This window comes from Bordetella genomosp. 11 (assembly GCF_002261215.1).
GTDB lineage: Bacteria > Pseudomonadota > Gammaproteobacteria > Burkholderiales > Burkholderiaceae_B > Bordetella_C.
The window spans coordinates 829,851-855,942 of record NZ_NEVS01000001.1 but is presented as its reverse complement, the minus strand read 5'-3'; the positions used below and the strand labels follow the sequence as shown (position 1 = coordinate 855,942).

Sequence of the window (26,092 nt, the reverse complement as noted above, 5' to 3'; positions counted from 1 at the left end):
CGGCATCCATGCCGGCGCGGCGTCGGCTCCGGTGGGCCCGCGTGGCGAAGCCGCCCGAAGCCGGTACGCCGGATCAACCTTGGAACGGCATGTTGTCGGTGTCGCCGAACTTCATGTGCGCCAGCCCGCTCGGATCGCGATCCGTGGAAGTCGCCACATTGGGCTGGGCGGCATTGCTTTCCTGTTGCGCCGTGAAGGGCCGGTTATCCATCTCTTCGTTGCTGTTCATTCCCGCAGCGCGGGCCGCGTGCATCTCCTGCACCACTTGATCGCGGGTCACATTGCTGTATTGCTTGCCGTAGACGCCCTGGAAGGGCGTGGTCTGCGCCTGCGCGACGCCCATGGCGGCGGCCGATAGAATCAAGGCGGAAACAATAGTCGTGGCTTTCATGGCGTACTCCTCGTCCGGTTGGGTCAGCGATGACACCACGGCGGTGCCGATGCGGTTCGCTGCCCTTCTGTATGGCCGGGATTCTGCGCGCGCGCGGCCTCCGGATAAACCCTAGCAACGCAAATCAATTTTTCACAAAACGGGGTAATCCGGCGCGCGATGACAACGCCGTGAAACGTCATCCGCGTTCGGGCCGCCGCTCTATTTCCCGCCGCCGGACAAGGCGGTGCGAAGCGCCGCATGCGCGCTGTCCAGCGGCCTGCGTCCGTCGGCCGCGGGCCGCGCCGCGTCGGCCATCCAGGGATGGGCGAACGCCACGACATCGGCGCCCGATTCATACGCGGCGTCGGCCGCCAGCGCCGTGCGGGCCAGCGCCGCCGGCACATCGCCCTGCAGGTACAAATCCCATATTTCAGGGATATGACGGACCGTCACCGTCGACCCGGCCGCGGGCGCGTGGGCCGCGAACAGGCGCCGGGTTGCATCCACGGCGGACGCGGCGGCGCAGATCACCGTGACGTCCCCGCCCTGCGCCATCGCGGCTTGCGCCAGCGATTTATCGGCGCGTACGATCGGCACGCCCATGGCTGCGGTGTCATCGACCGCGGCACCGAGCATCGCGCACGTCACGATAACGGCGTCGGCCTCGGCGGCCAACGACCGCAGGCAAGCCTGGATCCGCGGCGCCTGCCCACCCTCGCGCTGCATGGCCTCGCGCAAGTCGACGCGGATCTCATGCCGCAATGCGAGGGCTGGCGGCCCAAAGGTGGCGGCGACACGGTCGAATACCGCCGGGTTGGTCTCGATACTGTGCAAAAGGGCGATGCGCATGGCGGACTATCTCCTTGACGATGACAGGCGCGGACGGCGGGCGCGCGCGCCAGGGCCCGACATTCTTTTGCATCGTCTCCGCGCCAGCAAGATGAGCGGCTCTACCAGTACCCGCAATACCCCCATGCCATCCCGGGCGTCGTTCGGGAAAGAAGCGATCACCGTAACGGCACCGGATCACTCGTGCGCCGGCGAGTGCCGCCCTGAGTCGACACCACCGGCAACCGCGACCGGTTGGCGGCGTGGGCGGCGGTGTATTCCATGATGCGGGCGACTTCCGCGGCGGCGGGTTCCCCGTAGCGTCGGGCCAGAAGATAAAGAACCAGGTCTATGCAGAGGGTGACGCCGCCGCCGGTGATCAGGTCGCCGTCGTCCACCAGGAGCGCATGCTCGGCGACGACGGTCGGGTAAACCGCGGACAGCTCATGCAGCGGGGCCTGTTCCGGCGGCACGACCTGGACCTTGGTCGTCGCGCGGCGCCCGTCCAGCACGCCGGCCGCGGCCAGGATCATGGCGCCCGTGCAGGCCGAGGCCAGCGTGCAGGCTCCGTGCATGCGACGGATAAAGGACAGGATTTCGGGATCGGCAGCGGCCGTTCGCCAGCCCGGGCCGCCGGGGACAAGCAACACATCCAGTTGCCCGACATCGGCGACCGGTCGATCCGGACAGACGTTCAAGCCGTTCGCCAGGGTGACCGGCCCCTCCCGTACCGACAGCGTCTGATAGGAGACCTCCGGGATGATGCGCCTGGCCATGGAAATCACGCCGATCGCCGCCAGGTCGATGGGTTCGACGCCGGAATAAAGCAGGAAACTGACTTCCATGATGGACGCTCTCCGGAGGTCAATGGCAGATTAGTTTTCTATCGGGAAACAGTATATAGAGGCCAAACGCCGGCCGCCAGGGATGCCGTCCATAGCGCCGGAGGCACCGTTGTAGCCCCTGGAGCGCGCACCATATCCGTGCGAAACCGCATTATTTCGATGCAGCGCAAACGCTCCGCTGCCTCGCCAGCGGGGAACGGCAGTGTGCGCACGCGTAGAAAAACTGGCACACGTATTGCTTAATGGGAAACTCGTAGGAAACTTTTGGGAAACCAACCTGGGAGCACCATCGTGAGCCAAACCGCAGCGGTCCCACCCTTATCCAAGAACGCATCCCGTTCATCCGAGCTTACCCGTGTCGTCTTCGCAAGCTCCATAGGCACGATCATCGAGTGGTACGACTTCCTGATCTATGGCACGGCGGCGGCGCTCGTGTTCAACAAGCTTTTCTTCCCCGCCGCCGATCCCTTCGTGGGCACCCTGGCCGCGCTGGGCAGCGCCGCGGTGGGCTTCTTCGCCCGCCCCTTCGGCGGCGCCCTGTTCGGTTACATGGGCGATCGACTGGGCCGCAAGTCCATGCTGCTGCTTACCCTGGCGATCATGGGCCTGGCCACCTTCGCCATCGGCCTGCTGCCGACCTACGACAGCATAGGCATCTGGGCGCCCATCCTGCTGGTGACGCTGCGCGTCGTCCAGGGCATAGGCCTGGGCGGCGAATGGGGCGGCGCGGCACTGATGGTGGTGGAACATGCGCCGGCGCATCGGCGCGGCCTGTGCGGCAGCCTGGTGCAGACCGGCTTCCCGATCGGCTTGATCCTGTCCACCGCCGCCTACAGCGCTATTTCCGCCCTGCCCGAACAGGCGCTGCTGTCCTGGGGATGGCGCATACCCTTCCTGGCCAGCATCGTGCTGGTGGCCATCGGCGCCTTCATCCGGCACCGCGTCAGCGAATCGCCGGTATTCCTGGAAATGAAAGCGCGCAATGAAATCTCGCGCAATCCGCTGGCCGAAGCGATAGGCCGCAACCGCAGGGAGTTCGTGGTCGCCATCGGGCTCAAGCTGTGCGAGGTTTCCTGGGTTTACCTGCTGACTGTTTTCCTGGTGGTCTACGCGACCACCCGCCTGGGCTTGTCCCGCACGTCCATGCTGAATGCCATCCTGCTTGCTTCCATCATCGAAGTGGCGGCCATTCCCTTCTTCGGACATCTATCCGATCGCATCGGCCGGCGCCCCATGTTTTTCATAGGCACCGCATTCACCATCGTGTTCGCCTTCCCGCTTTTCTGGATGATGGACACAAAGGATCCGACACTGGTCTTCTGCGCGGTGGCCCTGGGGTTGATACTGGGCCAGGGCCTGATGTTCGGCGTCGAAGCCACCTATTTTCCCGAATTGTTCGGCGCGCGCTCGCGCTACACCGGCGCCTCGTTCGGCTTTCAGGTGTCCGCGGCCATCGGCGGCGGGCTCACGCCGGTATTCGCGACGCTGCTGGTCGAGAAATTCGGCGGCACCACCGGGGTTTCCGTGCTGCTGATCGGCGTGGCCCTGATCACGCTGGTCGCCGCGCTGTTTGCGCGGGAAACGAAAGACACGCCCATCGGCCACGGCTAGCATGCGCGACCGCTGCCAGCCCGCAACGTGCAACCTTTTTCCCGCTAAACTAGAGTTTCCCCACAGGAAACTTTCGCCGGTATAATTCGCCGGCCCTCCAGACCTCAAGGAATAAGCCGCCATGACCCAGCCGCTTCCCCTGCAGACCGCCGAGGCGCCCGCCGCGGTGGGCCCCTACGCCCAGGGCGTACGCCTGAACGACCTGGTGTTCTGCTCGGGCCAGTTACCCATCGATCCCGCGACCGGCGCCATCCCCGACGGGGTGCAGGCCCAGACGCGGCAATCGCTTGCCAACGTCCGGGCCGTCCTGCACGCCGGCGGCGCTTCGCTGGCCAGCGTCGTCAAGACGACCGTGTTCCTGAAGGACATGAACCAGTTCGCCGCGATGAACGAGGTCTACGCATCGTTCTTCCCCGGCGCCGTACCCGCGCGCTCCACGATCGAAGTCGCCCGCCTGCCGCGCGACGTACTGGTAGAGATCGAGGCCATCGCCGCGGTGTCGAACCAAGAGAGGACCTGACAATGACGACATGGACGGGCGGCCGCCTGTTGCACATTCATATCGCCCCCGCGGCTTCCTACGAAATGGAGGAGCTGCAGCGCGCCGAGCTCATCGCGGGCAAAGGCATCGTCGGCGACCGGTATTTCCTGGGAACCGGCACCTACTCGCCCAAGCCGGACATCCGCGAGGTGACGCTGTTCGCCGCGGAGGTGCTGGATGCGCTGGCTCGCAACGATCCGCCCCTGCAGGCGGGCCCCATCATCCTCAGGCCGGAAGAACACCGCCGCAACCTGACGGTCAGCGGGGTGCCGCTGGACCACTTGGTCGGCAAGCGCTTCCGCGTGGGCAACACCATCCTGCGCGGCGGCCGCATGAACTTTCCGTGCAAATATCTGGAAGAGCTGTTGGGCATGCCGCTATACCTGCCGCTTTACAACCGTTCCGGACTGAACTGCGCCATCGAACAAGGCGGCTGGATCGCCCCCGGCGATGCGATCGAACCGCTGGATTGACCATGGAGCCGTCCATGTCCGCCCGCATCATTATGAAGCTGCAGGTGTCCGAGGTGTCGCAAGACGCCGCGGGCATCAAGATCATCCGCTTCGTCCATCCGCACCGTCCCGCCCTGCCGCGGGCGCCGGCCGGCGCGCACGTGGACGTGCATATCCCGGGCGGCAAGATCCGCCAGTATTCGCTTTGCGGCGATCCACGGCAGACCGCGCACTACACGATCGCGGTCAAGCGCAGCGACGCCGGGCGCGGCGGATCGCGCTGGCTGCACGAGCACGCCAGGCCGGGGCTGGTACTGCCCGTCAGCGCGCCGCGCAGTAATTTCCCGCTGGCGGCGGAGGCCAGCCGCCATATTTTCGTGGCTGGCGGCATCGGCATTACGCCTTTCATCTCGCTGGCCTGGCAGGCACGTGCCCAAGGCCAGGATTTCCTGCTGCATTACTGCGCACGGCAGCGCACGGCGGCACCGCTGCTCGACACGCTGCAAAGCCTGTGCGGCGACGGCGGCCTGGCCACCTGGTTCAGCGGCGACCCCGGCGGGAGCCGCTTCGATGCCGCCACCCTGGGCGACCCCGCCGATGGCACCCACGTCTATTGCTGCGGACCCGCCAGCCTGATCGCGGCGGTGCGCGCGGCCACCGCGCATTGGCCTGAATCCCAGGTGCATTTCGAAGTGTTCGAAGCCGCCCTGGACGAAAACTTCAAGCCCGAGCCTTTCGACATCCGCATTGCCTCGACGGGCGCGACGCTGCGGGTGCCGGCGAACGAGTCAGCCCTGGATGTGCTTCGGCGGCAGGGCCACGGCTTGCCTTCTTCCTGTGAAATGGGCGTGTGCGGGGCCTGCGTCTGCGCCTACACCGACGGCACGGTGCTGCATCGCGACGCATTCCTGAGCGCATCCCAGCGGCAGGAAAAAATGGCCCTGTGCGTGTCGCGCGCGCGCGTCGGCGTCACACTCGATCTTTGACGGGAAACATAGGCGGTAAACTCCGGTACCAGGCAGTAAACGTGACTTCAGGCCAATGAAACCGGTTCGTCGACCATCGTCCCGCCGCAAAGCTATCCCGAATAGCGACCTTCCGCTCGAGCAGGACACCGCTGACGCCGAAACCCCGGCGCACATCGCGCTGGGCGAGCGCATCCGTAGCCTGCGCCAGCAAGCCAAGCTGACATTGGCGGAAGTGGCCGAACGAGCGGGCTTCGGCAAGGCCTATCTGTCGCGCATCGAAAACGGCCAGAAGGTGCCGCCGCTGGCCACCCTGACCCGCATCGCGGAAGTACTGGGCGTGGAGGCCGCCGGCCTGCTGACCGACAATGCGCCGGTGCACGACTGGCGCGGGGTCAGCCTGGTGCGCAGGAACGAAAGGCGCCCCACGGTGCTGGGCGGCACGGCCTTCGGCTACGACTACCTGTCGGTGTCCAACGCCACGCACGGCAGGGCGCTGCAGCCATTCCTGTTCACGTTTCCCGACCAGATCGACAAGTACGTTTTCTTCGAGCACGACGGCGAAGAACTCATCCATATTCTGTCCGGCCGCGTCGAATGGCAGATCGGCATGGACAAGTTCATGCTGGAAGCCGGCGACACGCTGCATTTCGATTCGCGCATGCCGCATCGGGGACGCAGCCTGGGCGGTCCCGCCACCGCACTGGTGGTGATGTACGCGCCGCCCCACGGTACGGGCGAACTCGCCTAGCCGCCACCGATGAGCAGGCCCCGCGGCGCGCCTGCTTGGCACGCCCGTTGCAGCCCTATACGCCTGAGGAACCCGAACGGTCAGGCAAGGAGGCATCATGAGCGACAGCACGGCATCGCAACGTGAAATGGTCGAACGCCAGCTCCGGTCACGCGGCATCGAGGACGAGCGCGTGCTCGCCGCGATGATGCGCGTCCCGCGCCAGGCCTTCGTACCGCGGGCGCTGGCCGAATTCGCGTATACCGACGCGCCTCTGCCCCTGTCATCCGGCCAGACGATCTCCCAACCGTATATCGTCGCCCTGATGGCGCAGGCTGCCCGCCTGCATCGGTCGGACCGCGTACTCGAAATCGGTACCGGCTCCGGCTACGCGGCGGCCATACTGGCGGAACTGGCCGACCGCGTCGATACGATCGAACGCCTGCCGGAACTCGCGGACAAGGCGCGCGCCACCCTGGCGTCACTGGATTACGGGCGCGTGCGGGTCCATACGGGCGACGGCACGCTTGGACTGCCCGAGGCCGCGCCCTTCGACGCCATCGTGGCCGCCGCCGCGGGGCCGGAAGTACCGTCCGCCTGGCGCGAGCAGCTGGCGATCGGTGGGCGCATCGTCATGCCGCTCGGGGCGCGCCGCGGCAGCCAGCGGCTGGTCCGGATCACCCGCGTGGGCCGCGACGAATACGACGAAGAAGACCTGGGCGGCGTCGCCTTCGTTCCCCTCGTCGGCGCGCAGGGATGGACCGACGACGCGGATGCCGGAGACGGAAGCCCGGGCACGCCGGCACCGCCACGGACCTCCGCGGCGGCACCGTCACGCAGGAAGCGCGCGGCCGCCGCCGGCACGGACATGCCTTCGGACCCGGCCTCCGAAGCCATCTGGGAAGCCGCCGAAGCCTTGCCCGATATCGACGACGCCCTGTTCGCGCCTTTGTTCGACCGGTTCGCGGACAAGCGTGTGGTCCTGCTCGGCGAAGCCAGCCATGGCACCAGCGATTTCTACCGCGCGCGCGCCGCGATCACGCGCCGGCTGGTCGAGGCGCACGGTTTCGACATCGTGGCGGTGGAGGCCGATTGGCCGGACGCCGCCGCCATCGACCGCTACGTCAGGCATCGCGGGCCGGGCAAGGGCGAGGCCTCGGCCTTTCGCCGTTTTCCCACCTGGATGTGGCGCAACACCGATGTCGAGGCGTTCATCGATTGGCTGCATGCCTACAACGGGGTGCTGCAGCCGGCCGAACGCGCCGGCTTCTACGGCCTGGACCTGTACAGCATGTCGGCGTCGATCGCGGCGGTGCTGGCCTATCTGGACCACCGGGACCCGGAGGCGGCCAGCGTCGCGCGCGAACGCTACGGCTGCCTGATGCCATGGCAGAAAGACCCCCGCGTTTATGCGCGCGCCGCCGCCAGCAAGGGATTCCGCCAATGCGAGGAGGCAGTGCTGCGCCAGTTGCGCGATCTGCTGGACAAGCGGCTCGACTACGCCCAGGAGGACGGCGATAACTTCCTGGACGCGACGCAGAATGCCCGGCTGGTGGCGTCGGCCGAACGCTACTATCGAATGCTGTACCAGGGCCCCGCGCAAAGCTGGAACCTGCGCGATACCCATATGTTCGAAACCCTAGCGCAATTGCTCGAAGCGCGCGGTCCGCAGTCGCGCGCGGTGGTATGGGCCCACAACTCGCATATCGGCGATGCATCGGCGACCGAAATGGGGCGCGTGCGCGACGAAATCAATATCGGCCAGCTTTGCCGGCAGCGCTATGGCAACGAAGTCGCGCTGGTCGGCTTCGGCACCTATGCCGGCACGGTCGCCGCGGCCGACGACTGGGACGGCCCCATGCGCCTGATGCGGGTGCGCCCGGCGCGCCCGGACAGCTACGAATACATCATGCACCGCACGGGGCAGACACGCTTTCTGCTGGACTTGCGGCCCGGCGTGCACGACGACCTTCGGCTCCTGCTAAAAGAGTCGCGGCTGGAACGCTATATCGGCGTGATCTACCGTCCGGACACGGAGCTGCACAGTCATTACGCGGACGCCGCGCTGTCCGACCAATACGATGCCTATGTCTGGTTCGATGAAACCACGGCGGTCACGCCGCTGCCCGTGGAGCCTCGCGCCGGCATGCCCGAGACTTACCCTTTCGCCGTTTGACGCCTCCGGCGGCCTTAACGCGCGGCCCTGCCGGGTAGCGGGGCCTGCTGTCGATAGGCCCCCTTCAACCGTTCGGTCAGGAAATCCAGCAGCACGCGCACGGCGGGCGTCATGCCGTGGCGGGACGGGTAGATGCAGTGCAGGATGCCGATGGGCGAGTGCCAGTGCGGCAGCACCTGCGCCAGCCTGCCCTGGCGGCGCTCCTCATGCGTGGCCATGACCGGCAGCAGTGCGATGCCGCGGCCGCGCAGCGCGGCTTCCACCAGGACAGTGAAGTCGTTGCACACCAGCGCCGGTTTGATGGCCACCTCCACTTTCGCGCCCTGGTCGTCCAGCAGCGTCCAGGCGGCCGCCGTGCCGGGCTCGCCGAAATGCACAGCAGGATGCTCCGACAAATCCGCGGGTGCGGCCGGGTGGCCCCAGCGTTGCAGATAGGCGGGACTGGCCACCAGGCAGCCTGAACTCTCGCCCAGGTGCCGCACCACGAATTCCGCCTCGGTATTCAGTTGTTCCCGCACCCGGATGGCCAGGTCCACGCCTTCGGCGATCAGATCCACCCGCCGGTTCGTCACCACCAATTCCACCGTGATATCGGGCCAGGCATCCAGGAATTCGGGCAAGGCCGGCGCCAGCATCCATTGGGCCACCGCCACCGGGCAGCTGACGCGCACCGGCCCGGATGGCGCTGCCTTCAAATGCTGCATGGCCTCGTGCGCCGCGCGCGCCGATGCCGATATCTCGCGGCAGTACTGCAGGAAGCGTTCGCCGGCCATGCTGGGCCGCACGCGCCGCGTCGTGCGCTGCAGCAGCCGCACGCCCAGAGCGGATTCCAGCTCCGAGATGCGCCGCGACAGGCGGGACTTGGGGATATTCAGGGCGCGCGCGGCGGCGCTGAAGCCGCCGTATTCGATCACCTGGGAGAAGTAGTAGAGGTCGTTCAGGTCCTGCATGGCGGCACCCGATTGTTCTATGGATGGAACGAAGCGTTCATCTTAACCCCCTTTTTAGGGTGAATGAGGCTGCGTAAAGTGCAGTGCATCGCAACGCAAACCCGACATCGACATATCCCGGAGATCCGCCATGAACATGCTCGTTATCCAATCCTCCATCCTGGGCAGCAACTCGAAGTCGCGCCTGGTGGCCGAACAACTGGTCAATCGCCTCGCGCAGGCCGAACCGGGCATGACCATCCGCACTCGCGATCTTGGCGCCGCCCCCTTGCCCTATGTGGATGCGGGACACATCGGCGCCCTGTTCACCCCCGCCGGGGAGCGCAGCCCCGAGCAGGCCCGCCTGGTGGCGCTGGCCGACGAACTGATCGCCGAAATCGTCCAGGCCGATCGCGTGGTGATCGCCGCGCCCGTGTACAACTTCAGCATCCCGGCGCAACTGAAAACCTATATCGACTACATCGCCCGTGCCGGCGTCACCTTCCAATACGGCCCCGACGGCAAGCCGCGCGGCCTGCTGACGGGCAAGAAGGTTTACGTCGTCACCGCGCGCGGCGGCAAGACGGTGGGCACCGCCCTGGACCAGGCGACGTCGTACCTGTCGGCCATCCTGGGTTTCCTGGGGATGGACGACGTAGCTTTCATCCACGCCGAAGGGCTGAACATGGGCGCCGATGCGGCGGCCGCCGGCCTGGAAAACGCCCGCGGCCAGATCGACCTGCACGTTGGCGAACTGGCGCCGGCCTGACGCGTGTAATGCAGCCCGCCTATGCCACGATGCTGGCGGGCAGATCCAGCGCGTCGACCAAGGCCGCGCGGAATACCGCCAGGGGCCGCGCCAACTGACCCACGGGCGGCCGGTACAGCAGCCACGCCCGCACCTGAGGCGCGAAGGCCGGCGTGTCGATGATCCGCACATCGTCACGCCCGGGATTGGCGGCGAAGGCGGCGGGCGTCACGATGCCGATTCCCATGCCGCGCGCGACCAGGGACAGGCGCAGCTCCGCGCTCTGCACTTCCGCCGCGATATCCAGATGCAGTCCCTGCGCCTCGAAGCGGTTGCGGATATAGGCGCGGAAGCCGCAGCCATTCTCGTTCATCACCCAGGGGTAGTTGGCCAGCATCGCCAGATCGGCCGGGTTGGGTACGTCCAGCGACGCCGCCGCGACCAGCAGCACGCGCTGCACGCCCAGCTCATCGCCAGCAAGCCCTTCGGGCACGGGTGCGCCATCGGGCAGGCAAACGACCGCGGCATCCAGCGCGCCATGCGCGACCTGTTCCACCAGACTGGGAGACCAGGCCGACACCATGCGCAGGGACAGTTTGGGATAGTCGCCGCGCAGCCGGTCCAGCGGCCCCACCAGCGCGGTTTCCGATAGATAAGGCACAACGCCGATCCGCAGTTCGCGCCGCAGTTCGCCGCCGGGCGAAACGCCCGCCATCAGATCGCCCAGCGAACGCAGCACCTGCCGGCCATGCTCATAGGCCTGCCGGCCGGCTGCTGTCGGCTTCAGCGGCTTGGACTGGCGGTCCAGCAAGGTGGCGCCCAGGCGCTCCTCCAGGTTCTGGATGCGGCGCGTGATGCCCGGCTGCGTGACGTGCAGGCGCGCGGAGGCGCCGACGATCGAGCCCGTCTCCACCACCGCGAGAAAGGCTTCAAGGTCCCGGATATTCATGCGAACTCCGCATAATCTCTATTTCCATAATTCAATTGTATTAGGATAACTTGGGCGCATAAAGTCTCAAAAGATATTGCTCCTTCTTTATTTCTTGAGGCTCTATGTCCCTATCCCCACCTACCCTGGCCGGCGCCGCGCTGCCGAATGACCCGCCCCATGCGATGACTCCCCGCCTGGCGCTGCTATTCGCGGCCTCGGTCGCCGTCATCGTCCTTAACCTGTTCGCGCCCCAGACCCTGGTCGGGCTGATCGGCCCGTCCCTGGGGTTGCAGCCCGCGCAGAACGGCCTGGTCGCCATGGTGACGCTGCTCGGCTATGCGAGCGGCCTGTTCCTGCTGGTACCCCTGGCCGACCTGCTGGAAAACCGCCGCCTGGTCGTTATGCAATTGATCGTCGCCATCGCCGCCGCGGCCGCCGCGATGTTCTGCACCGGCGCCGAGGCCCTGCTCGCGGCCTTGTTCGTGCTGGGCGCGGCGTGCTCGGCGATCCAGGTACTGGTTCCGATCGCGGCGCACATGGCGTCGCCGGCGCGGCGGGGGCAGGTCATCGGCGACGTGATGGGCGGGCTGATGGTGGGCATACTGCTGTCGCGTCCGCTGGCCAGCCTGATCGCCGACGCTTGGGGCTGGCGCGCCTTCTACGGCATCAGCGCGCTGGCCATGGCGCTATTGGCCGCGGTGCTGGCCTCGCGCCTGCCCGCCCGGCAGCCCGCCGCCACCGCCTCCTATCCGGCGCTCATCGCCTCGCTCTGGCGCCTGTTGCGCGAAGAAAAAGTACTGCGCCGCCGCGCCCTGTCGGCCAGCCTGGTCATGGGCGCGTTCAGTCTGTTCTGGACGGCCGTCGCCCTGCGCCTGGCGCAGCCGCCCTTCGGACTGGGCCAGCGCGGCATCGCCTTGTTCGCGCTGGCCGGCGCGGGCGGCGCCATCGTCACTCCGCTGTTCGGACGACTCGGCGATCGCGGCTGGACACGCGGCGCGACATTGGCGGCGCACGCGGTGCTGCTGGGCGCGCTGGGCCTGGCCGCCTGGGCCGGCATGGCCGCACCCGCGCCACATGCCGCATGGTGGCCGCTGCTGGCGATGGGAGCCGCCGCCGTACTGCTGGATGTAGGGGTAACGGGCGACCAGACCCTGGGGCGGCGCGCGATCAATTTTCTGAGGCCCGATGCGCGCGGGCGCATCAACGGCATCTTCGTCGGCGTGTTTTTCCTGGGCGGCGCGGCGGGTTCGGCCCTGGCGGGCGCGGCCTGGGCCCTGGGCGGATGGAACGCGGTATGCGCCGCGGGCGCGCTGTTCGCCCTGAGCGCGCTCATGACGGCGCTGACGGGAAGCGACGCGCCCCTCGGATAACATGGCGGCTCGCAAGCAATCCAGGAAAAAACCATGACCTCCGTGATCCAGCCGTCCAACGTTTTCAAGGACAATCTGCGTCTATTGCCCCCTATCGACGGGATCGGCTCCATCGACCTGGTCGACGCCCAGGGCAAGGTGGTGGCCAGCATCGAAAACCAGCCGGGCAAGCAGGGTTCGCTGGCCGTCTACCAATACCTTTTCCGCGCGTTCGGCACCTTGGACGCCAAGGCCGCGGAACACGGGCTGGCCGTATTCGCCGAACACACGGCCGATGCGCGCAACCGGCCTGGCGCCCATCCGAATGTCGATCGCCTGCTGGCGATCGCCGCCGGCGGCGAAGCGCTGCGCATCGACGTCAAGACCGCCGGCTAAGCTTCACGCGCGCCGCGTCCGGCCGCCGCCCATCGGCCGGCAGCAGGAAGAATCCCCCACCCGCGCCTCGCGATCGATGACGGCGCGGCGACGCGCCCCACCGATCGCCTTTCCGGGCTTTCGCGCCCAATCCCTTCATGACCGGAACGCACCGTCCCCGTGCAATGCACAGGGACGGTGCCCCGTCACGCCCCTTCCTCGTGCGCGCCCGCCTGCCGAAGGCCCGCGTTCCCAGGCGCGGCGAATTGGCATGTGCTTTGCTTATCTTGTACACAAGTTTGGATATCTATTGAGCCATCGCCGCCATGCCGACCCCCTCGCCTGACTATCCCACCACGCCGGACCTGCCGGCGGCGACGCCCGATCCGGCGTGGATACTCCGGTTCACGCCTATCGCCGGCGCTTCGGCCGATGGGCCGTTGTCCGGCCTGCGCTTCGCCGTGAAGGACAACATCGATGTCGCGGGCCAGCCCACCACGGCCGCCTGCCCGGACTTCGCCTATGTGCCCCACGAGAACGCCGCGGCCGTCGAACGCCTGCTGGCCGCCGGCGCGGTCTTGACCGGCAAGACCAATATGGACCAGTTCGCCTGCGGCTTGAACGGCACGCGTTCGCCGTATGGGGCGGTACCCAACGCCTTCAACGCGGCCTACGTCAGCGGGGGATCCAGTTCCGGATCCGCCTATGTGGTCGCGGCGGGCGAGGCGGATTTCGCCCTGGGCACCGACACCGCCGGTTCAGGCCGCGTGCCGGCGGGGCTGAACAATATCGTCGGACTGAAGCCCAGCCGGGGGTTGATCTCCGCATACGGAGTACTGCCCGCCGCGCAAAGCGTGGACTGCGTGTCCATCCTCGCGCGCACCGTGGCCACCGCCGTGAAGGTGCTGGAAGCAGCCCACGGCCACGACCCACGGGACCCCTACTCCCGCAAGCTGCCGATGGCCACGACCCCGCTGCCGGCGAACTTCCGCGTCGGTGTCCCGGCCCAGCCGGAATTCTTCGGCGACGCCTTGTCCCAGGCAGCATGGCAACAGGCCCTGGCGCAAATGCAGGCGCTGGGCGGCACGCTGGTGCCGATCGACTATGCGCCGCTGGCCGACGCCGCGGCGATGCTTTACGACAGCGCGCTGGTGGCCGAACGCTACGCCGCCGTCCGGGAGTTCTTCGATGCCCGGCCGGATGCGGTCATCCAGCCGGTACGCGACATTCTCGCCGCGGGCCAGCGCTACGACGCGGCCGATCTCTACCGCGCACAGCACCGGCTGCGCGGGTTGGCGCAGCGCGCGGACGCCATGTGGACGGATATCGACCTGCTGTGCGTGCCCACGGCGCCGACCCATTGCACCATTGCCGCGATGCGGGCCGAACCCGTCGCGCGCAACCGCGAGCTGGGCCACTACACGAACTTCGTCAATCTGCTCGACTATGCCGCGCTGGCGGTGCCGGCGAGCCTGCGCGCCGACGGCCTGCCCTTCGGCATCACGCTGATCGGCCCGGCGGGCAGCGATTGGCAACTGGCCGAACTGGGCCAGCGCTTTCACCATGGCACGGGGCTGCCGCAAGGGGCGACCGGGACGCCGCTGCCGGCGCCCGAACCCATCGCGGCCCTGCTGCCCGGCCCCGCCACCCACCTGCCCCTGGCAGTGGTGGGCGCGCATCTTTCCGGCATGCCGCTGAACGGGCAATTGACCGAGCGGGGCGCCCGCCTGGCGGAAACGACCAGGACGGCGCCGCGGTATCGGCTGTACGCCCTGAACGGCACCGTGCCGGCGAAGCCGGGACTGCGGCGTGTGGCGCACGGCGGCGTCGGCATCGACATCGAAGTCTGGCAAGTGCCCTTGGCCGCGCTGGGCAGCTTTCTGGCGCTCGTACCGCCGCCGCTGGCGCTGGGCAGCCTGGAATTGGCCGACGGACGCTGGGTACATGGCTTCGTATGCGAGGACCACGCCTTCAGCGACGCCCAGGATGTCAGCACCTATGGCGGCTGGCGCGCCTACGTCGCGGCGCGGTCGGCGCCGCCCGGCTAGGCCCGCTTATCGATCGACATTGCACCACCACAAACCGACCCAGGGGAACTCCATCATGCGCAACACCCTATCCATACCCGCTCCCGCAACAGTCGACGGCGCCCGCCGTCGACTGCTGAAGTCAGGCGCCGCTGCCGCCGGCATGCTGGCCATGCCGGCGATCGTACGCGCCCAATCGACGCCCAAAATCCGCATCGGATTCTGGCCGGTCGCCGCCGGCCTGCCCTTCTTCGCCGGCGTGGATAAAGGCTATTTCAAGGAAGCCGGGCTGGACGTCGAAGTACTGAAGTTCGCCGGCGCGCAGCAGGTGATGGAAGCCATGCTGTCGGGCCGGTGCGATGGCAGCGCCAACGGCACCGGGTCGGCCAACCTGGCCATCGGCGAGATCGCGCAGCCGGGCCTGTTCAAGATCTTCTGCACCAATCCCAGCAATGCCCGCAATGTGCTGGAAGAATTCCTCGTCGCGAAGGACAGCCCCATCAAGACCGCGGCCGACTTCAAGGGCAAGAAGATCGCCTCCGGCCCTGGCATCCAGAACGTGACGCTGGCCAAGACCATGCTGGAACGCGCGGGCGCCACCGGCGCGACTGTCATCGAACTGCCCATCGGCCAGCATGTCGCGGCCGTGGCGACCGGACAGGTGGACGGCTGCTATACGCTCGAACCCACGGGTACGGTGGGCCGGCTGAATGGCACGACGCGCGTGCTGGAAGCCGGTGTCGTCGCCCATTACGTGTTGGGCGATCCCATGGCGCCCTGGCATGGCGGCGCGGCCAGCCTGACCACCGAATTCATCCAGAAGCACCCGGACGCCGCCAAAAAGTTCATCGCCGCCTACCGGCGCGGCGTGGAGCTGGTGCGCACGCAGCCCGGCGAGGCGCGGCAATACATGAAGGGCTACACCGCCATCGAAGGGCCGCTGACGAACGAAGTGCCGCTGGCCGCCTACATGATGTACGACGAATTCAAGCAAAGCGACGTCGCCTATTTCCAGAAGTTCTATGACCTGTTCACCGAGAAGAACATCTTCTCGAAAAAGGTCGATGTGGCGCCCCTGATCTACAAGGCCTGAGCCCATGGACAAGCCCAGCTCTTCCCCCGGCGCCGCCGGCGCGCCAGCCTGGTCGGCACCCGCGTCCACGGACGCGGTGCCGCGCACGCCCCTGCGCGAGCGGATGCTGCCCTTTGTCGGGCCGATCCTGCTGTTCGTCATTTGGGACGCGGTCGTGCGCGCCGGCCTGATCAAGCCCATCCTGCTGCCCAGTCCCGCCGATACGCTGGTCGCGCTGGCCACCGGGCTGGCCGGCGGCAACCTGCTGACGGACTTCCTGGTCACGGTCAGCCGGACGCTGCAGGCCTTCGTGATCGCCGCGGTGGTCGGCATGCCGCTGGGCGTCCTGCTGGGAAGCAATGAGCGCGCCTATCGGACGGTGGAATTCCTGGTGGACTTCTTCCGCTCCACGCCCTCGTCCGCGTTGATCCCCTTGTTCCTGCTGATCTTCGGCGTCTCGGATATCAACAAGGTGGCGATCGCCGCCTTCGGCGCGTTCCTGATCGTGGTGTTCAACAGCGCCTACGGCGTCATCAACGCGCGCAAGCAGCGCGTGATGGCGGCGCGGGTGATGGGCGCATCGCGCTGGCGCGTCTTCAAGGACGTGCTGGTCTGGGAAAGCCTGCAGCCCAGTTTCGTCGGGCTGCGCTCGGCGGTGTCCATGGCGCTGGTCATCGTCATCGTGGCCGAAATGTTCATCGGATCGGAAAACGGCCTGGGCCACGCCATCATCGATGCCCAGCAGGTGCTGAACGTCAAAACCATGTATGCCGCCATCCTGGCCGCCGGCGCCCTGGGCTATGTACTGAACATCCTGTTCCTCATGCTGGAGCGGCGCGTGGTCCACTGGAGCGGAAGGTAGAACCCATGAGCACCGTCCTGAACATCCCCGCCCATGCCGATGTGCCGCCGCCGCGCTTCCACCCGGGCCCGGCCGGCACCCACATCACGATCCGCGGCCTGACCAAGTATTTCGCCGGCTGGCCGCTGTACGAAAATTTCGACCTCGACATCCCCAAGGGGAAAATCGTATCGGTCTTCGGACCCAACGGCTGCGGCAAGAGCACCTTGATCAACATGATCGCCGGCCTGATTCCCGTGGACCGGGGCGAGATCCTGTTCGATGGCAAATCGCTGCGCGATACGCGCATCGGCTATGTCTTCCAGAACTACCGCGAAGCCTTGTTCCCCTGGATGCGCACGATCGACAATATCGCCTATCCCCTGCTGCTCGAAGGCAAGGGCAAGGCAGAGGTCGATCGGCGCATGGAAGAACTGGTCGACTCCTTCGACGTCAAGTTCGACCTGAAGCGGTACCCGTACGAGTTGTCCGGCGGCCAGCAGCAGACCGCATCCATCATGCGGGCGCTGGCGCCACGTCCCGAGGTGCTGTTCCTGGACGAACCCTTTTCCGCACTGGACTTCGAGATGACGCTGTTCATCCGCGAAAAACTGCAGGAGGTCTTCATGCAAACCGGTACCACCATGCTGCTGGTGTCGCACGATCTGGAAGAAGCGGTCTACCTGGCCGACCAGATCCTGCTCCTGACCAAGCGCCCGACCCGCGTGGCGGAAATCCTGGACTACACCGACGCACGCCCCCGGACGGTGGAAACACTGTCGCAAGCCAGCTTCGTCGCGGCCAAGAAGCAAAGCCTGGAGATTTTTCAGCGCGAGGTGCGCCGATGAAAGAAGAGATCGCCCTCGCCTACGTACGGGCCAGCGCGGCGCTGCTGGACCTGGCCCTGGACGAGCCGCAGGCGCGGCGCGTGGCCGTCCACCTGGCGCGGACCGCCGACATCGCCCGCGCGCTCGACGATATCCCGCTGGAGCCCGAGGACGAACCCGCTGCCCTCTACTGCCCGGCGCCCTTTCCGGACACGCTGCCATGATGGCCATCCCCTCTTCCCCATTCTCCGACAGTAGCGCGCGCCTGGACGCCATCGCGCGCGGCGAAGACAGCGCGCGCGACTGGCTGCAGGCCTGCCTGTCGCGCATCGAGGCGACCGATGGCGCCATCAATGCGTTCACGGCGCGCACGGTGGCCCGGGCACGCGCCGAAGCCGATGCGATAGACGCCATGCGCGCGGCGGGCCGCCCGCTGCCTCCCCTGGCCGGCTTGCCGTATGCCGTGAAGAATCTGTTCGATATCCAGGGCGAAGTCACGCTGGCGGGATCGAAGATAAACCGCGACCGCGCACCCGCGGCGGCGGACGCGGTGCTCGTGCAGCGGATGCGCGCGGCCGGCGCGGTATTGGTGGGCGCATTGAATATGGACGAGTACGCCTACGGCTTCACGACCGAGAACAGCCACTACGGCCCCACGCGCAACCCGCACGACCCGACACGCATCGCCGGCGGATCCTCCGGCGGATCCGGCGCGGCCGTGGCGGCCGGCCAGGTGCCCGTTTCGCTGGGCTCGGACACCAATGGCTCGATACGCGTGCCGGCGTCCCTGTGCGGCGTCTGGGGCCTGAAGCCGACCTTCGGTCGCTTGTCCAGGCGCGGCGCCTTCCCCTTCGTGCACAGCATCGATCATCTCGGTCCTTTCGCCGATTCCGCCGCGCTGCTGGCGCGCGTCTACGATGCGCTTCAATATCCGGATGCGGAGGATCCCGGCTGCCACGCGCGCGCCGTGCAGCCCGTGCTTCCCCGCCTTGCGCCAGGCACGCAAGGCCTGCGCATCGGCATCCTGGGCGGCTATTTCGACGCCAACGCCACCGAACCCGCGCGGGCCGCCGTGAGCGCCGTCGCCGACGCCCTGGGCGCCAGCCGGACGGTCGAATGGCCAGACGCCACGCTGGGCCGCGCGGCCGCGTTCATCGTCACCTCTTCCGAAGGCGGCAGCTTGCATCTGCCCACCCTGCGACGCCGCGCCGCCGACTTCGAGCCGCTGTCGGTGGACCGCTTCATCGCCGGCGCACTGCAACCGGCGGACTGGCTGGCCCGCGCGCACCGCTTTCGCCGGCGGTACCAGGAACGCGTGCATGCCTTGTTCCAGGATTGGGACCTGCTGCTGGCGCCGGCCACACCCGTCCCGGCCCCGGTCATCGGCACCGAGTGGCTGGACATCAACGGTACGGCTCATCCGTGCCGGCCCGCCATGGGCCTGCTCACGCAGCCGATTTCCTTCGCCGGATGCCCGGTGGCGGTCGCCCCGGTGTGGCCGGAAGTGGCGCAAGGAATGCCGATCGGTGTACAACTCATCGCTGCGCCGTGGCGCGAGGACATCGCGCTGCGCGCGGCCGTGGCGCTGGAACGGGCAGGTATCGCTCGCGCCCGTTGCCCCAATTCCCAGGATCTATTGCCGTGATGGAAATCAATCTGCCGGACGTGCTTGCCGAAGTCCAGGTCCAGTTCGCGCGCTATGAAAAAGCGCTGACCGCCAACGATGTCGCCGTGCTGGACGAATTGTTCTGGGACAGCCCGCATACCCTGCGCTATGGCGCGACGGAAAACCTCTACGGCTATGCGCAGATCCGCGACTTCCGCGCGGCGCGCCCGGCGCAGGGGCTGGAACGCGAGATCCTGCGTACGGCCATCACCACCTACGGCCGCGATTTCGCCACCGCCAATATCGAATTCCGCCGCGACGGATCGGCCCGCGTCGGCCGCCAGAGCCAGACGTGGATGCGCACGCCCGCGGGATGGCGCGTGGTCGCGGCCCATGTCAGCCTGATGGCCTGAACGGTAATGCCCAAGGCCACCGCGGTTTCCGATCTCTCCGCCCAAGCACCGCCGGCCCGCACGTCGCGCGCGGACGACGTCTATCGATTGCTCAAGCGCGACATCGCCGAGTTCCGCCTGGTCCCCGGCGATCGCTTCACCGAAGGCGAAGTCAGCGACCGCCTGGGCGTCTCGCGTACGCCGGTACGCCAGGCGCTCTTCCGCCTGCAACAGGAGGGCTATGTAGAGGTGCTCTTCCGCAGCGGATGGCGGGTGCTGCCTTTCGACTTCGATCAGTTCGAGCAGCTATACGACCTGCGCCAGGTGCTGGAATCCGAGGCGGTACGCCGGCTGTGCACGGGTGCCCCCCAGATCGACCGGCATTTGCTGGACGGGCTGGCGGATATCTGGCTGGTTCCCGCCGAGGCGCGCAGCGACGACATGGCCCAGGTCGGCATCTGGGACGAGGCCTTTCACTGCACCCTGGTCACGGCCGCGGGCAATGCGGAAATCACTCGCGTGCATCGCGAGGTCACCGAACGCATACGCATCATTCGCCGCCTCGATTTCACCAAGCGGCCGCGCGTCGACGCGACCTACGAGGAACACGGCCGCATCCTGCGCGCCGTGCTGGCGCAGCGCGCGGACGAGGCATGCCGCCTGCTGGCCGCGCATATCGCCGCCAGCCAGGCAGAGGTGCGCAAGATAACGCTGCACGAGATCTACCTGGCGCGGCAGGCACACGCGGCGGACCACTAGGTCCTGTCACGACGGCAGGCGCCTCGCATCGGTACGGCGGTCAATTCACCTGAATGTCGGCGCCGCGGATGATCTCGGTCCAGCGCGCGGTTTCTTCGTTCGAGAGCCTGGCCAGGTCCGCGCTCGTGCCGGGAAAGGGCAAGGCACCCTGATCGGCCAGGTGCGCGATCATGGCCTTTTCCCCCGCGATCCCGATGATGGTGTCCTGCAGCTTGCGGATCACCTGGGGGCTGGTGCCCGCGGGCGCCATGACGCCATACCAGGATTCGACCTCGGCGCGCTTCACGCCCGCCTCTGCGAAGGTCGGGACATCGGGGATCGCCGGGCTGCGCTTGTCGCTGGCGATGCCCAGCACGCGGACCTGCCCGGCCTTGATATAGGGCAGGACGTTGGGCAGATTGGCGAACAGAACTTGCACCTGTCCGGACAACAGGTCCGCCGTCGCCGGCCCCGCGCCCCGGTAGGGCACATGCGAGAACCGGGCCCCCGACCGGAACATGAACAGTTCTCCGGTCAGATGGTTCACCGAGCCGATGCCGGCCGATGCCATGTTGAGTTTGTCCGGGTTTTCCTTGGCATACGCCACCAGCTCCGCGATATTCCGGGCAGGCGTGCCGGTCGAAACGGCCAGCACATTCGGCACGGTAGAGAACAAGGCGACCGGCGCGAAATCCTTCGCGGGATCGTAGGGCAGCGTCTTCGAGAGCAAGGGCTGGATCGATTGCTGTCCCATGGTGGCCAGCAACAGCGTATAGCCGTCAGGCGCGGCCTTCGCCACGAAGCTTGCCCCGATGCTGCCCCCGGCCCCGGGCTTGTTTTCGACGATGACAGGCTGGCCCAGTACCTCCGTCATGCGCGTGGCGAGCAGGCGTCCCATCAGGTTCACGGTGCCCCCGGGCGCGAACGGCACGACCAGCGTAATGGGCTTGCCCGGATAGGTCTGGGCCTGTGCGCCCAGGCAGATCCCCAGCGCGGCGGCGAGTACGGCGACGACTTTCAGCATGATTGGATTCCCCTTGCATCGATAGTTTGAGTCAGGCGCCCTGCAAGTCCGGCGCTGTGGCTTCGGAAGAAACAAGCGCGCGCATGCGCCGCTGCAGCAATGCCCGCGCGTCGCCGATGCGCCGGACCGTCGCGTCGATGACTTGCCGCTTCGCGTCCAGCACGCTTTTCTGCTCGTCGATGCGCCCCAGCACCAGCTCAGGCGCGGGGCCGCCTTGCGATCGACGCGCGGCGACATTGCGCACGGGATCCAGGCAGTCGCCGATATCCGCGTCCCGCAAGACGATCTGCCGGCCCGTCTGCGCGGCGGCGGCCGCCTGGATCATCGCCGGGGTGATGTCCCTGGCGGGTATCCCTCGATCCAGCGCATCGCGGACGACCGCGCCTATAATGTGATGCGCGTCCCGGAACGAGGCGCCCGCCTTGCGCACCAGCAGGTCGGCCAGGTCCGTGACGGTCGAAAAATCGTCCGCGGCGCGAACCGCCATGCGGGCCTGGTCCGGCTCGACTTTCTCCACCAGCAGCTTCATCAGCGCCAGTGCTTTCAGGGATTCCTCGCAGGCCTCCCAGCAGGTCCGGGTGCTTTCCCGGCTGCTGTCCCCCGAATGCGTGAAATGGGTGGACTTCACCGTCGCGAAGGCGGCCGTCGTCATGCCGATCACGTGCCCCGTTTTCCCGCGCAGATATTCCAGCACGGCGGGGTTTTTCTTCTGCGGCATGATGCTGGAGGTGCTGGCGACGCTGTCGGGAAACACCAGATAGCCGAATTCGGGCGTCGACCAGATGTAGAAATCCTGCACCATCCGGCTGCAGGTAATCATCATGATGGACAGGGCCGCGCTCAGCTCCAGCGCGAAGTCCCGCGACGCGACACCGTCCAGCGCATTGGCCAGCGGCCGGGTAAAGCCCAGCATCGCGCTGGTGGCGTCGCGATCGATGGGGAACGACGTCCCCGCCAGCGCGCAGGCGCCCAGGGGCGAGCCGTCCGCGGTTTCCAGCACGTGGAGCAGCCTGTCGATATCCCGCGACCACGCCTCGACCAGCGCGGACAGGTAATACCCATAGGTGATCGGCTGGGCCGCCTGCATGTGCGTATAACCCGGCATCACGCAATGCGCGAACTTCCCGGCCTGCGCCAATGCGGCCTGCGCGACATCGATCAGGGCCTGGCCGATACGCACGGCAAAATCCCGCGCCCGGATGCGATCGATGGTGGCGCCCATGTCGTTGCGGCTGCGGGCGGTGTGCAGGCGCCCGCCCGTGTCCGCGCCCACCATGCCGATCAGATGCGCCTCGTAGTTGAAGTAAGCCTCTTCGCGCGCGGCATCCAGGGCCACCGCATCGGGCCCGTCCGCCTGTATCTTGAGCAGCGCCCCGGCAAGCCGGACCGATGTATCCGCATCGAGGATGCCCTGCTCGTGAAGCATCAGCAGATGCGCGAAATTGATGTGATTCAACATCTCGAAATTGGCGAAGAACTCCCGGTTCAGTCGTGGCAGGAAGACGTAGTCGATCACTTCCTGCGCCAGGGGTTGCTTCAGGCGGCTGCTAACTTTGGATTCCATCGCGGGCTCGGGTGCAAGCAAGAAAACCGCAGTCTCCGTCCGCCGCCATCCATACGTCAAATCAGTTTCTTATAGCTATGAATACATAAATGATATGCTTCGCGGCGATCACGCCTTAGGATTCCGCCCCATGAATTTCAAACAAGTAGAGGCTTTTCGCGCGGTGATGATGACGCGCTCGATGACCACGGCGGCCGGCCTGCTGCATACCTCGCAGCCGAATGTCAGCCGCTGGATAGCGCTGCTGGAAAAGGCCTTGGGCTTCGTGCTCTTCCAGCGGGTCGGCACCAGGCTGATCCCGACGCCCGAAGCGGATGCCTTCTATGCCGACGTGGAGCGGGCCTTCATCGGCCTGGAATCCTTGAACGACAGCGCCAGTTCGATCCGTCGCAGGGGCACGGGCCTGCTCAGGATCGGCGCCGTGGGTTCCATCACGCAATGCGTGATGCCGGACGCCATCCGCATGTTCCGCGAGCAAGTCTCGGACATCCCCGTCGTGGTCAATACCGGCGGCTCCGATGTGGTGGCGAAGTGGGTGGCGACCGGGTTCTGCGATATCGGTTTCAGCTCCATCCACACCGATGTCCCCAGTCTGCGTTACGAACGCATCAATACCGCCTGCGGTGTCGGGGTCGTCGCCACATCGCACAGGCTGGCCACCAGGAAGGTATTGAAACCCGCCGACTTCGACGACGAACCCTTCATTTCGTTGCCGGCCGGAAGCTTCAACAGGGCGGCGATCGACCGGCACTTCCCGCACGACTCAAGGATTCTCTCCATCGAGACCCCTTACGCCACCACCATCTGCACCATGGTAAGCAAGGGCCTGGGCGTGTCCATCGTCAACCCGATCGTCTCGCGGGCGCTGCGCCTGGCCGATGTGCGTGAAATCCCGTTTTCCGAGCAGGTCGACTTCTACAGCTACGCGGTCACTTCCGGGCACTTCCCGGTCAACGCCCTGGCCAGGCGGATGGCGGATTGCGTGCAGCGGGTATTCGCCGCCCTGGATACGCAGGACACCGTCAAACCCGGCCGCCGCGTCCGGAAGACCATCGGCAGGAAAGCATGAGCACGCCATCCGCGCCGGCGGCCGCGGTGGGCGCGCGCTGCCGCCAGTCCGCTACCGCGATGTTCCTGGCACAGCGATTGCGGCCTCGATCATGCGGGTGACAGACCGGTCACCCGGATCGACAGGAGTTCGCGATGCTTCCTCAACCAGACCCGAACCGACAGGCCCCTCGCCCGTCCCACAAGGCCGATACGGCCGACCCGCGACCGGACATGGACCATCCGCCGCAAGCCGCGCCGCAGGACACCCCCCTCTTCGATCGCGGGACTGCCGCGGCTGAGCAGGATGCGCGCGACGGCGCGCCCGACCGCTCGCAGAATCCCACACCGCCGGACACCGGCCGCCACAACAAGCGCGGCACGCTGCGCCGGTCCCCCGACGGCGAAACGGTGTAGGGCCTTACCGCGCCCCCGCCATCCCAGGAATCCTCGAATGCATTGCATGCATGGGCCGGTCCGCGGCGCTGGCGCCGGCGGCCGACGCCCAGGCCTACTCAAGGAGACGCATCATGGCCCCACAGCAAGGCAGCAATCCCATGGCTCCGCATACGGTCGACCGCATCAAGGGCGACCGCCACGACGTACCGCGCGATGTGCCGCCGCGCGACGAATACAACCCCAGTGACGGCAGGCTGGGCTCGCGCGATACGGAAGATGAAAGCGAAGAGGATAGCGCCGACGACAAGAGCGAGCTGTGACGCCCTGCGACCCGGCGCATTTCCCTAGGCGGCGCAGAGCGCTTCCGCCAGCGACCAGAACAGGTTGCGCTCGCTGAAGTCCAGGCGCCGGATTCCCACGCACCTGGCGCCGCTGCTCTTCATGTACGTGAACTCGATATAGAACTCCGGCCCCTCTTGCGCGGCCGCGGCCGCGGTGTACGTCCCCTTCCACGCCTGCACCGTGTTGTCGGTGGCCATGGTCAGGTCCGCCACGCCCTTGACGATGCTGGCCAGCGTCACGTCGCCGCCAGCCACCTGGCCCAGATTGTGCCGGGGCATCACCCCGGCGACCGCGCGGTCGACCACGCCGTCAGCCATGATGCCCACGCCCGTCTTGAACGTATCGATAAGCGCCTTGGCCATGCCATGGCCGGCGGCGAGTTCCTTGAATCGCTCGCCGGGACGATAACGCGCAGCCTTGACATGGATCGCCGGAAGATCCGGAATCGAATTCACGATTCCATACCGCGATTCCCTGCGGAAGAAGTCGTCGATCTCCGGCAAGGTACCGATCAGGACCAGCGGCCTGGCGCCCATCGCCGTGTCCTCGAAGTGGTAGTAACTGCTCCCCGAAGACCTCGACGCTGGCGCGCACGCGCCCCGGTCCTCTACGAAGTTGCTGCCCATGCCAAGCCGGCCGTTCATCAACGCATGTTTGAACGCATGCACCTGCCCCGCATACCTGCGCATCATTTTTATTTGCCGCATCTGCTTCCTCATCGCGATCGGTGCGCACTGCGCGCCGCAATAAGGATCATGGCAGGGGGAAGTCCCGTCAGGAACCCGACATTTCTGAGCGCGACATCGCGGGACGCGTGGAAGTTCCGCCGCGAAGGACCGGCCCGCAAGCCAATGTCCCACGCGAAGCCGTTTTCCCTCCCGCCCGGCGATCAGGCACCGCCCTCGCGGTGTCTGCGCAACGAGATCAGCTCGCGCGCCTCCTCGTCGGAGTCCACGCCCAGCCGAACCAGCATGTCGACCTCGTCCACGCCTTGCGACTTCGCATAGTCGGCGATCTCCTGCTCGATCTCCGCTTCGTACAGGGCGATCCGCTTTTCCTCCGCCGCGCCGGCCTTGGCCGTGGCGCGCGCGTCGGCATTGCGGGCGAGTTCCGGCTCGGCGGCCAGAAGCCGCTCCCGGCCCCTGGCGATCGCCACGTCCAGGCGTTTCTCGGCCGCTTTCGCGTTATCTACCATGTTCAGCTCCTTTGGCACGAGGCCGTCAGTCCCTAGGACGAGGCGGATACGCAAGTTGCGTACGCGCCCCGGCTGTTGCCAGGATAGCGCGCCTGGCTAGCGCACGGGACCGCAAGTAAATTGCTGCTCTGCAACTAATATTGCATCTGTAAAACTACTGCAATA

General features: G+C 66.9%; 29 protein-coding genes. 20 read left to right on the top strand and 9 right to left on the bottom strand.

Going from position 1 to position 26,092, the window contains the following annotated elements:
• Positions 1 to 73 precede the first annotated feature (73 nt).
• The 3 genes from CAL28_RS03855 to CAL28_RS03845 all read right to left on the bottom strand — a co-directional run bounded on the left by CAL28_RS03855 (position 74) and on the right by CAL28_RS03845 (position 2,046).
• On the bottom strand, positions 74 to 391 hold the full coding sequence (locus CAL28_RS03855) for a DUF4148 domain-containing protein (protein WP_094840065.1): 318 nt from the start codon (positions 389 to 391) through the stop codon (positions 74 to 76).
• Positions 392 to 592: 201 nt separating this feature from the next.
• Positions 593 to 1,222, bottom strand: coding sequence for a hypothetical protein (locus CAL28_RS29670; protein ID WP_094840064.1), 630 nt, complete (start codon positions 1,220 to 1,222; stop codon positions 593 to 595).
• A 158-nt stretch (positions 1,223 to 1,380) separates the two neighbouring features.
• Positions 1,381 to 2,046 carry a DJ-1/PfpI family protein gene (locus CAL28_RS03845; RefSeq protein ID WP_094840063.1) on the bottom strand — a complete coding sequence of 222 codons (666 nt, stop codon included), beginning with the start codon at positions 2,044 to 2,046 and terminating at the stop codon, positions 1,381 to 1,383.
• A gap of 291 nt (positions 2,047 to 2,337) precedes the next feature.
• On the opposite strand from CAL28_RS03845, the gene CAL28_RS03840 reads away from it, so the two are divergent.
• The 6 genes from CAL28_RS03840 (at position 2,338) to CAL28_RS03815 (ending at position 8,521) form a co-directional block, all read left to right on the top strand.
• Positions 2,338 to 3,657 carry an MFS transporter gene (locus tag CAL28_RS03840; RefSeq protein ID WP_094840062.1) on the top strand — a complete coding sequence of 440 codons (1,320 nt, stop codon included), beginning with the start codon at positions 2,338 to 2,340 and terminating at the stop codon, positions 3,655 to 3,657.
• Positions 3,658 to 3,778: 121 nt separating this feature from the next.
• Complete coding sequence (locus CAL28_RS03835; protein WP_094840061.1) at positions 3,779 to 4,177, top strand: RidA family protein; 399 nt, start codon at positions 3,779 to 3,781, stop codon at positions 4,175 to 4,177.
• A 2-nt stretch (positions 4,178 to 4,179) separates the two neighbouring features.
• Complete coding sequence (locus CAL28_RS03830) at positions 4,180 to 4,671, top strand: MOSC domain-containing protein (protein ID WP_094840060.1); 492 nt, start codon at positions 4,180 to 4,182, stop codon at positions 4,669 to 4,671.
• Between the two features lie 14 nt (positions 4,672 to 4,685).
• Positions 4,686 to 5,636, top strand: a complete 951-nt coding sequence (locus CAL28_RS03825) for a PDR/VanB family oxidoreductase (protein WP_094840610.1) — start codon at positions 4,686 to 4,688, stop codon at positions 5,634 to 5,636.
• 55 nt (positions 5,637 to 5,691) lie between these two features.
• Positions 5,692 to 6,366 carry a helix-turn-helix domain-containing protein gene (locus CAL28_RS03820; RefSeq protein ID WP_094840059.1) on the top strand — a complete coding sequence of 225 codons (675 nt, stop codon included), beginning with the start codon at positions 5,692 to 5,694 and terminating at the stop codon, positions 6,364 to 6,366.
• Positions 6,367 to 6,463: 97 nt separating this feature from the next.
• Positions 6,464 to 8,521, top strand: coding sequence for a protein-L-isoaspartate(D-aspartate) O-methyltransferase (locus tag CAL28_RS03815; protein WP_094840058.1), 2,058 nt, complete (start codon positions 6,464 to 6,466; stop codon positions 8,519 to 8,521).
• Between the two features lie 14 nt (positions 8,522 to 8,535).
• Here the strand turns inward: CAL28_RS03815 and CAL28_RS03810 are convergent, their stop codons facing one another.
• Entirely contained in the window at positions 8,536 to 9,471 is a 936-nt protein-coding gene (locus tag CAL28_RS03810) for a LysR substrate-binding domain-containing protein (protein ID WP_094840057.1), read from the bottom strand.
• Between the two features lie 130 nt (positions 9,472 to 9,601).
• Between CAL28_RS03810 and CAL28_RS03805 the strand changes: the two genes are divergently transcribed.
• Positions 9,602 to 10,219, top strand: a complete 618-nt coding sequence (locus tag CAL28_RS03805; RefSeq protein WP_094840056.1) for an FMN-dependent NADH-azoreductase — start codon at positions 9,602 to 9,604, stop codon at positions 10,217 to 10,219.
• Between the two features lie 19 nt (positions 10,220 to 10,238).
• On the opposite strand, the gene CAL28_RS03800 is transcribed toward CAL28_RS03805, so the two are convergent.
• Complete coding sequence (locus tag CAL28_RS03800) at positions 10,239 to 11,147, bottom strand: LysR family transcriptional regulator (RefSeq protein ID WP_094840055.1); 909 nt, start codon at positions 11,145 to 11,147, stop codon at positions 10,239 to 10,241.
• A 104-nt stretch (positions 11,148 to 11,251) separates the two neighbouring features.
• On the opposite strand from CAL28_RS03800, the gene CAL28_RS03795 reads away from it, so the two are divergent.
• From CAL28_RS03795 to CAL28_RS03750, 10 genes are all read left to right on the top strand, one after another.
• On the top strand, positions 11,252 to 12,499 hold the full coding sequence (locus tag CAL28_RS03795) for an MFS transporter (protein WP_176463863.1): 1,248 nt from the start codon (positions 11,252 to 11,254) through the stop codon (positions 12,497 to 12,499).
• Positions 12,500 to 12,541: 42 nt separating this feature from the next.
• Positions 12,542 to 12,874, top strand: coding sequence for a DUF2322 family protein (locus tag CAL28_RS03790; RefSeq protein WP_094840609.1), 333 nt, complete (start codon positions 12,542 to 12,544; stop codon positions 12,872 to 12,874).
• A 305-nt stretch (positions 12,875 to 13,179) separates the two neighbouring features.
• Entirely contained in the window at positions 13,180 to 14,901 is a 1,722-nt protein-coding gene (atzF, locus tag CAL28_RS03785) for an allophanate hydrolase (protein WP_094840053.1), read from the top strand.
• Positions 14,902 to 14,956: 55 nt separating this feature from the next.
• Positions 14,957 to 15,973 (top strand): ABC transporter substrate-binding protein, encoded by a 1,017-nt coding sequence (locus CAL28_RS03780; protein WP_094840052.1) that lies wholly within the window; start codon positions 14,957 to 14,959, stop codon positions 15,971 to 15,973.
• Positions 15,974 to 15,977: 4 nt separating this feature from the next.
• Positions 15,978 to 16,814 carry an ABC transporter permease gene (locus CAL28_RS03775; protein WP_094840051.1) on the top strand — a complete coding sequence of 279 codons (837 nt, stop codon included), beginning with the start codon at positions 15,978 to 15,980 and terminating at the stop codon, positions 16,812 to 16,814.
• 5 nt (positions 16,815 to 16,819) lie between these two features.
• Positions 16,820 to 17,641 (top strand): ABC transporter ATP-binding protein, encoded by an 822-nt coding sequence (locus CAL28_RS03770; RefSeq protein WP_094840050.1) that lies wholly within the window; start codon positions 16,820 to 16,822, stop codon positions 17,639 to 17,641.
• On the top strand, positions 17,638 to 17,844 hold the full coding sequence (locus CAL28_RS03765) for an AtzG-like protein (protein ID WP_094840049.1): 207 nt from the start codon (positions 17,638 to 17,640) through the stop codon (positions 17,842 to 17,844). The genes CAL28_RS03770 and CAL28_RS03765 overlap by 4 nt, the downstream gene beginning before the upstream one ends.
• Positions 17,841 to 19,265 carry an AtzE family amidohydrolase gene (locus tag CAL28_RS03760; protein WP_440588347.1) on the top strand — a complete coding sequence of 475 codons (1,425 nt, stop codon included), beginning with the start codon at positions 17,841 to 17,843 and terminating at the stop codon, positions 19,263 to 19,265. The genes CAL28_RS03765 and CAL28_RS03760 overlap by 4 nt, the downstream gene beginning before the upstream one ends.
• Positions 19,265 to 19,639, top strand: a complete 375-nt coding sequence (hpxZ, locus tag CAL28_RS03755; protein ID WP_094840048.1) for an oxalurate catabolism protein HpxZ — start codon at positions 19,265 to 19,267, stop codon at positions 19,637 to 19,639. The genes CAL28_RS03760 and hpxZ overlap by 1 nt, the downstream gene beginning before the upstream one ends.
• A 6-nt stretch (positions 19,640 to 19,645) precedes the next feature.
• A complete protein-coding gene (locus CAL28_RS03750) occupies positions 19,646 to 20,377 on the top strand; it encodes a GntR family transcriptional regulator (protein WP_094840047.1) in 732 nt (243 codons plus the stop codon).
• A 40-nt stretch (positions 20,378 to 20,417) separates the two neighbouring features.
• On the opposite strand, the gene CAL28_RS03745 is transcribed toward CAL28_RS03750, so the two are convergent.
• Entirely contained in the window at positions 20,418 to 21,380 is a 963-nt protein-coding gene (locus CAL28_RS03745; protein ID WP_094840046.1) for a Bug family tripartite tricarboxylate transporter substrate binding protein, read from the bottom strand.
• A gap of 31 nt (positions 21,381 to 21,411) precedes the next feature.
• Positions 21,412 to 22,944, bottom strand: a complete 1,533-nt coding sequence (gene argH, locus CAL28_RS03740; protein WP_094840045.1) for an argininosuccinate lyase — start codon at positions 22,942 to 22,944, stop codon at positions 21,412 to 21,414.
• 130 nt (positions 22,945 to 23,074) lie between these two features.
• On the opposite strand from argH, the gene CAL28_RS03735 reads away from it, so the two are divergent.
• The 3 genes from CAL28_RS03735 (at position 23,075) to CAL28_RS03725 (ending at position 24,710) form a co-directional block, all read left to right on the top strand.
• Complete coding sequence (locus CAL28_RS03735) at positions 23,075 to 24,013, top strand: LysR substrate-binding domain-containing protein (protein ID WP_094840044.1); 939 nt, start codon at positions 23,075 to 23,077, stop codon at positions 24,011 to 24,013.
• Between the two features lie 134 nt (positions 24,014 to 24,147).
• A complete protein-coding gene (locus CAL28_RS03730) occupies positions 24,148 to 24,408 on the top strand; it encodes a hypothetical protein (RefSeq protein WP_141218136.1) in 261 nt (86 codons plus the stop codon).
• A gap of 113 nt (positions 24,409 to 24,521) precedes the next feature.
• Positions 24,522 to 24,710, top strand: coding sequence for a hypothetical protein (locus CAL28_RS03725; protein ID WP_094840042.1), 189 nt, complete (start codon positions 24,522 to 24,524; stop codon positions 24,708 to 24,710).
• 24 nt (positions 24,711 to 24,734) lie between these two features.
• On the opposite strand, the gene CAL28_RS03720 is transcribed toward CAL28_RS03725, so the two are convergent.
• Complete coding sequence (locus CAL28_RS03720; protein ID WP_141218135.1) at positions 24,735 to 25,424, bottom strand: hypothetical protein; 690 nt, start codon at positions 25,422 to 25,424, stop codon at positions 24,735 to 24,737.
• Positions 25,425 to 25,621: 197 nt separating this feature from the next.
• Positions 25,622 to 25,927: a hypothetical protein gene (locus tag CAL28_RS03715; RefSeq protein ID WP_094840040.1), complete on the bottom strand. Its 306-nt coding sequence runs from the start codon at positions 25,925 to 25,927 to the stop codon at positions 25,622 to 25,624.
• Positions 25,928 to 26,092: the final 165 nt, after the last annotated feature.

What these genes read in the sequence shown, in the direction of transcription:
- CAL28_RS03815 (WP_094840058.1), top strand. Translation starts at nt 6,464, where the DNA reads ATGAGCGACAGCACGGCATCGCAACGTGAAATGGTCGAACGCCAGCTC.
- CAL28_RS03735 (WP_094840044.1), top strand. Translation starts at nt 23,075, where the DNA reads ATGAATTTCAAACAAGTAGAGGCTTTTCGCGCGGTGATGATGACGCGC.
- CAL28_RS03760 (WP_440588347.1), top strand. Translation starts at nt 17,841, where the DNA reads ATGATGGCCATCCCCTCTTCCCCATTCTCCGACAGTAGCGCGCGCCTG.
- CAL28_RS03775 (WP_094840051.1), top strand. Translation starts at nt 15,978, where the DNA reads ATGGACAAGCCCAGCTCTTCCCCCGGCGCCGCCGGCGCGCCAGCCTGG.
- CAL28_RS03765 (WP_094840049.1), top strand. Translation starts at nt 17,638, where the DNA reads ATGAAAGAAGAGATCGCCCTCGCCTACGTACGGGCCAGCGCGGCGCTG.
- CAL28_RS03835 (WP_094840061.1), top strand. Translation starts at nt 3,779, where the DNA reads ATGACCCAGCCGCTTCCCCTGCAGACCGCCGAGGCGCCCGCCGCGGTG.
- CAL28_RS03800 (WP_094840055.1), bottom strand. Translation starts at nt 11,147, where the DNA reads ATGAATATCCGGGACCTTGAAGCCTTTCTCGCGGTGGTGGAGACGGGC.
- CAL28_RS03745 (WP_094840046.1), bottom strand. Translation starts at nt 21,380, where the DNA reads ATGCTGAAAGTCGTCGCCGTACTCGCCGCCGCGCTGGGGATCTGCCTG.
- CAL28_RS29670 (WP_094840064.1), bottom strand. Translation starts at nt 1,222, where the DNA reads ATGCGCATCGCCCTTTTGCACAGTATCGAGACCAACCCGGCGGTATTC.
- CAL28_RS03855 (WP_094840065.1), bottom strand. Translation starts at nt 391, where the DNA reads ATGAAAGCCACGACTATTGTTTCCGCCTTGATTCTATCGGCCGCCGCC.
- CAL28_RS03770 (WP_094840050.1), top strand. Translation starts at nt 16,820, where the DNA reads ATGAGCACCGTCCTGAACATCCCCGCCCATGCCGATGTGCCGCCGCCG.
- CAL28_RS03720 (WP_141218135.1), bottom strand. Translation starts at nt 25,424, where the DNA reads ATGATGCGCAGGTATGCGGGGCAGGTGCATGCGTTCAAACATGCGTTG.
- CAL28_RS03845 (WP_094840063.1), bottom strand. Translation starts at nt 2,046, where the DNA reads ATGGAAGTCAGTTTCCTGCTTTATTCCGGCGTCGAACCCATCGACCTG.
- CAL28_RS03810 (WP_094840057.1), bottom strand. Translation starts at nt 9,471, where the DNA reads ATGCAGGACCTGAACGACCTCTACTACTTCTCCCAGGTGATCGAATAC.
- atzF (WP_094840053.1), top strand. Translation starts at nt 13,180, where the DNA reads ATGCCGACCCCCTCGCCTGACTATCCCACCACGCCGGACCTGCCGGCG.
- hpxZ (WP_094840048.1), top strand. Translation starts at nt 19,265, where the DNA reads ATGGAAATCAATCTGCCGGACGTGCTTGCCGAAGTCCAGGTCCAGTTC.
- argH (WP_094840045.1), bottom strand. Translation starts at nt 22,944, where the DNA reads ATGGAATCCAAAGTTAGCAGCCGCCTGAAGCAACCCCTGGCGCAGGAA.
- CAL28_RS03825 (WP_094840610.1), top strand. Translation starts at nt 4,686, where the DNA reads ATGTCCGCCCGCATCATTATGAAGCTGCAGGTGTCCGAGGTGTCGCAA.
- CAL28_RS03730 (WP_141218136.1), top strand. Translation starts at nt 24,148, where the DNA reads ATGCTTCCTCAACCAGACCCGAACCGACAGGCCCCTCGCCCGTCCCAC.
- CAL28_RS03725 (WP_094840042.1), top strand. Translation starts at nt 24,522, where the DNA reads ATGGCCCCACAGCAAGGCAGCAATCCCATGGCTCCGCATACGGTCGAC.
- CAL28_RS03830 (WP_094840060.1), top strand. Translation starts at nt 4,180, where the DNA reads ATGACGACATGGACGGGCGGCCGCCTGTTGCACATTCATATCGCCCCC.
- CAL28_RS03750 (WP_094840047.1), top strand. Translation starts at nt 19,646, where the DNA reads ATGCCCAAGGCCACCGCGGTTTCCGATCTCTCCGCCCAAGCACCGCCG.
- CAL28_RS03715 (WP_094840040.1), bottom strand. Translation starts at nt 25,927, where the DNA reads ATGGTAGATAACGCGAAAGCGGCCGAGAAACGCCTGGACGTGGCGATC.
- CAL28_RS03795 (WP_176463863.1), top strand. Translation starts at nt 11,252, where the DNA reads ATGTCCCTATCCCCACCTACCCTGGCCGGCGCCGCGCTGCCGAATGAC.
- CAL28_RS03780 (WP_094840052.1), top strand. Translation starts at nt 14,957, where the DNA reads ATGCGCAACACCCTATCCATACCCGCTCCCGCAACAGTCGACGGCGCC.
- CAL28_RS03820 (WP_094840059.1), top strand. Translation starts at nt 5,692, where the DNA reads ATGAAACCGGTTCGTCGACCATCGTCCCGCCGCAAAGCTATCCCGAAT.
- CAL28_RS03805 (WP_094840056.1), top strand. Translation starts at nt 9,602, where the DNA reads ATGAACATGCTCGTTATCCAATCCTCCATCCTGGGCAGCAACTCGAAG.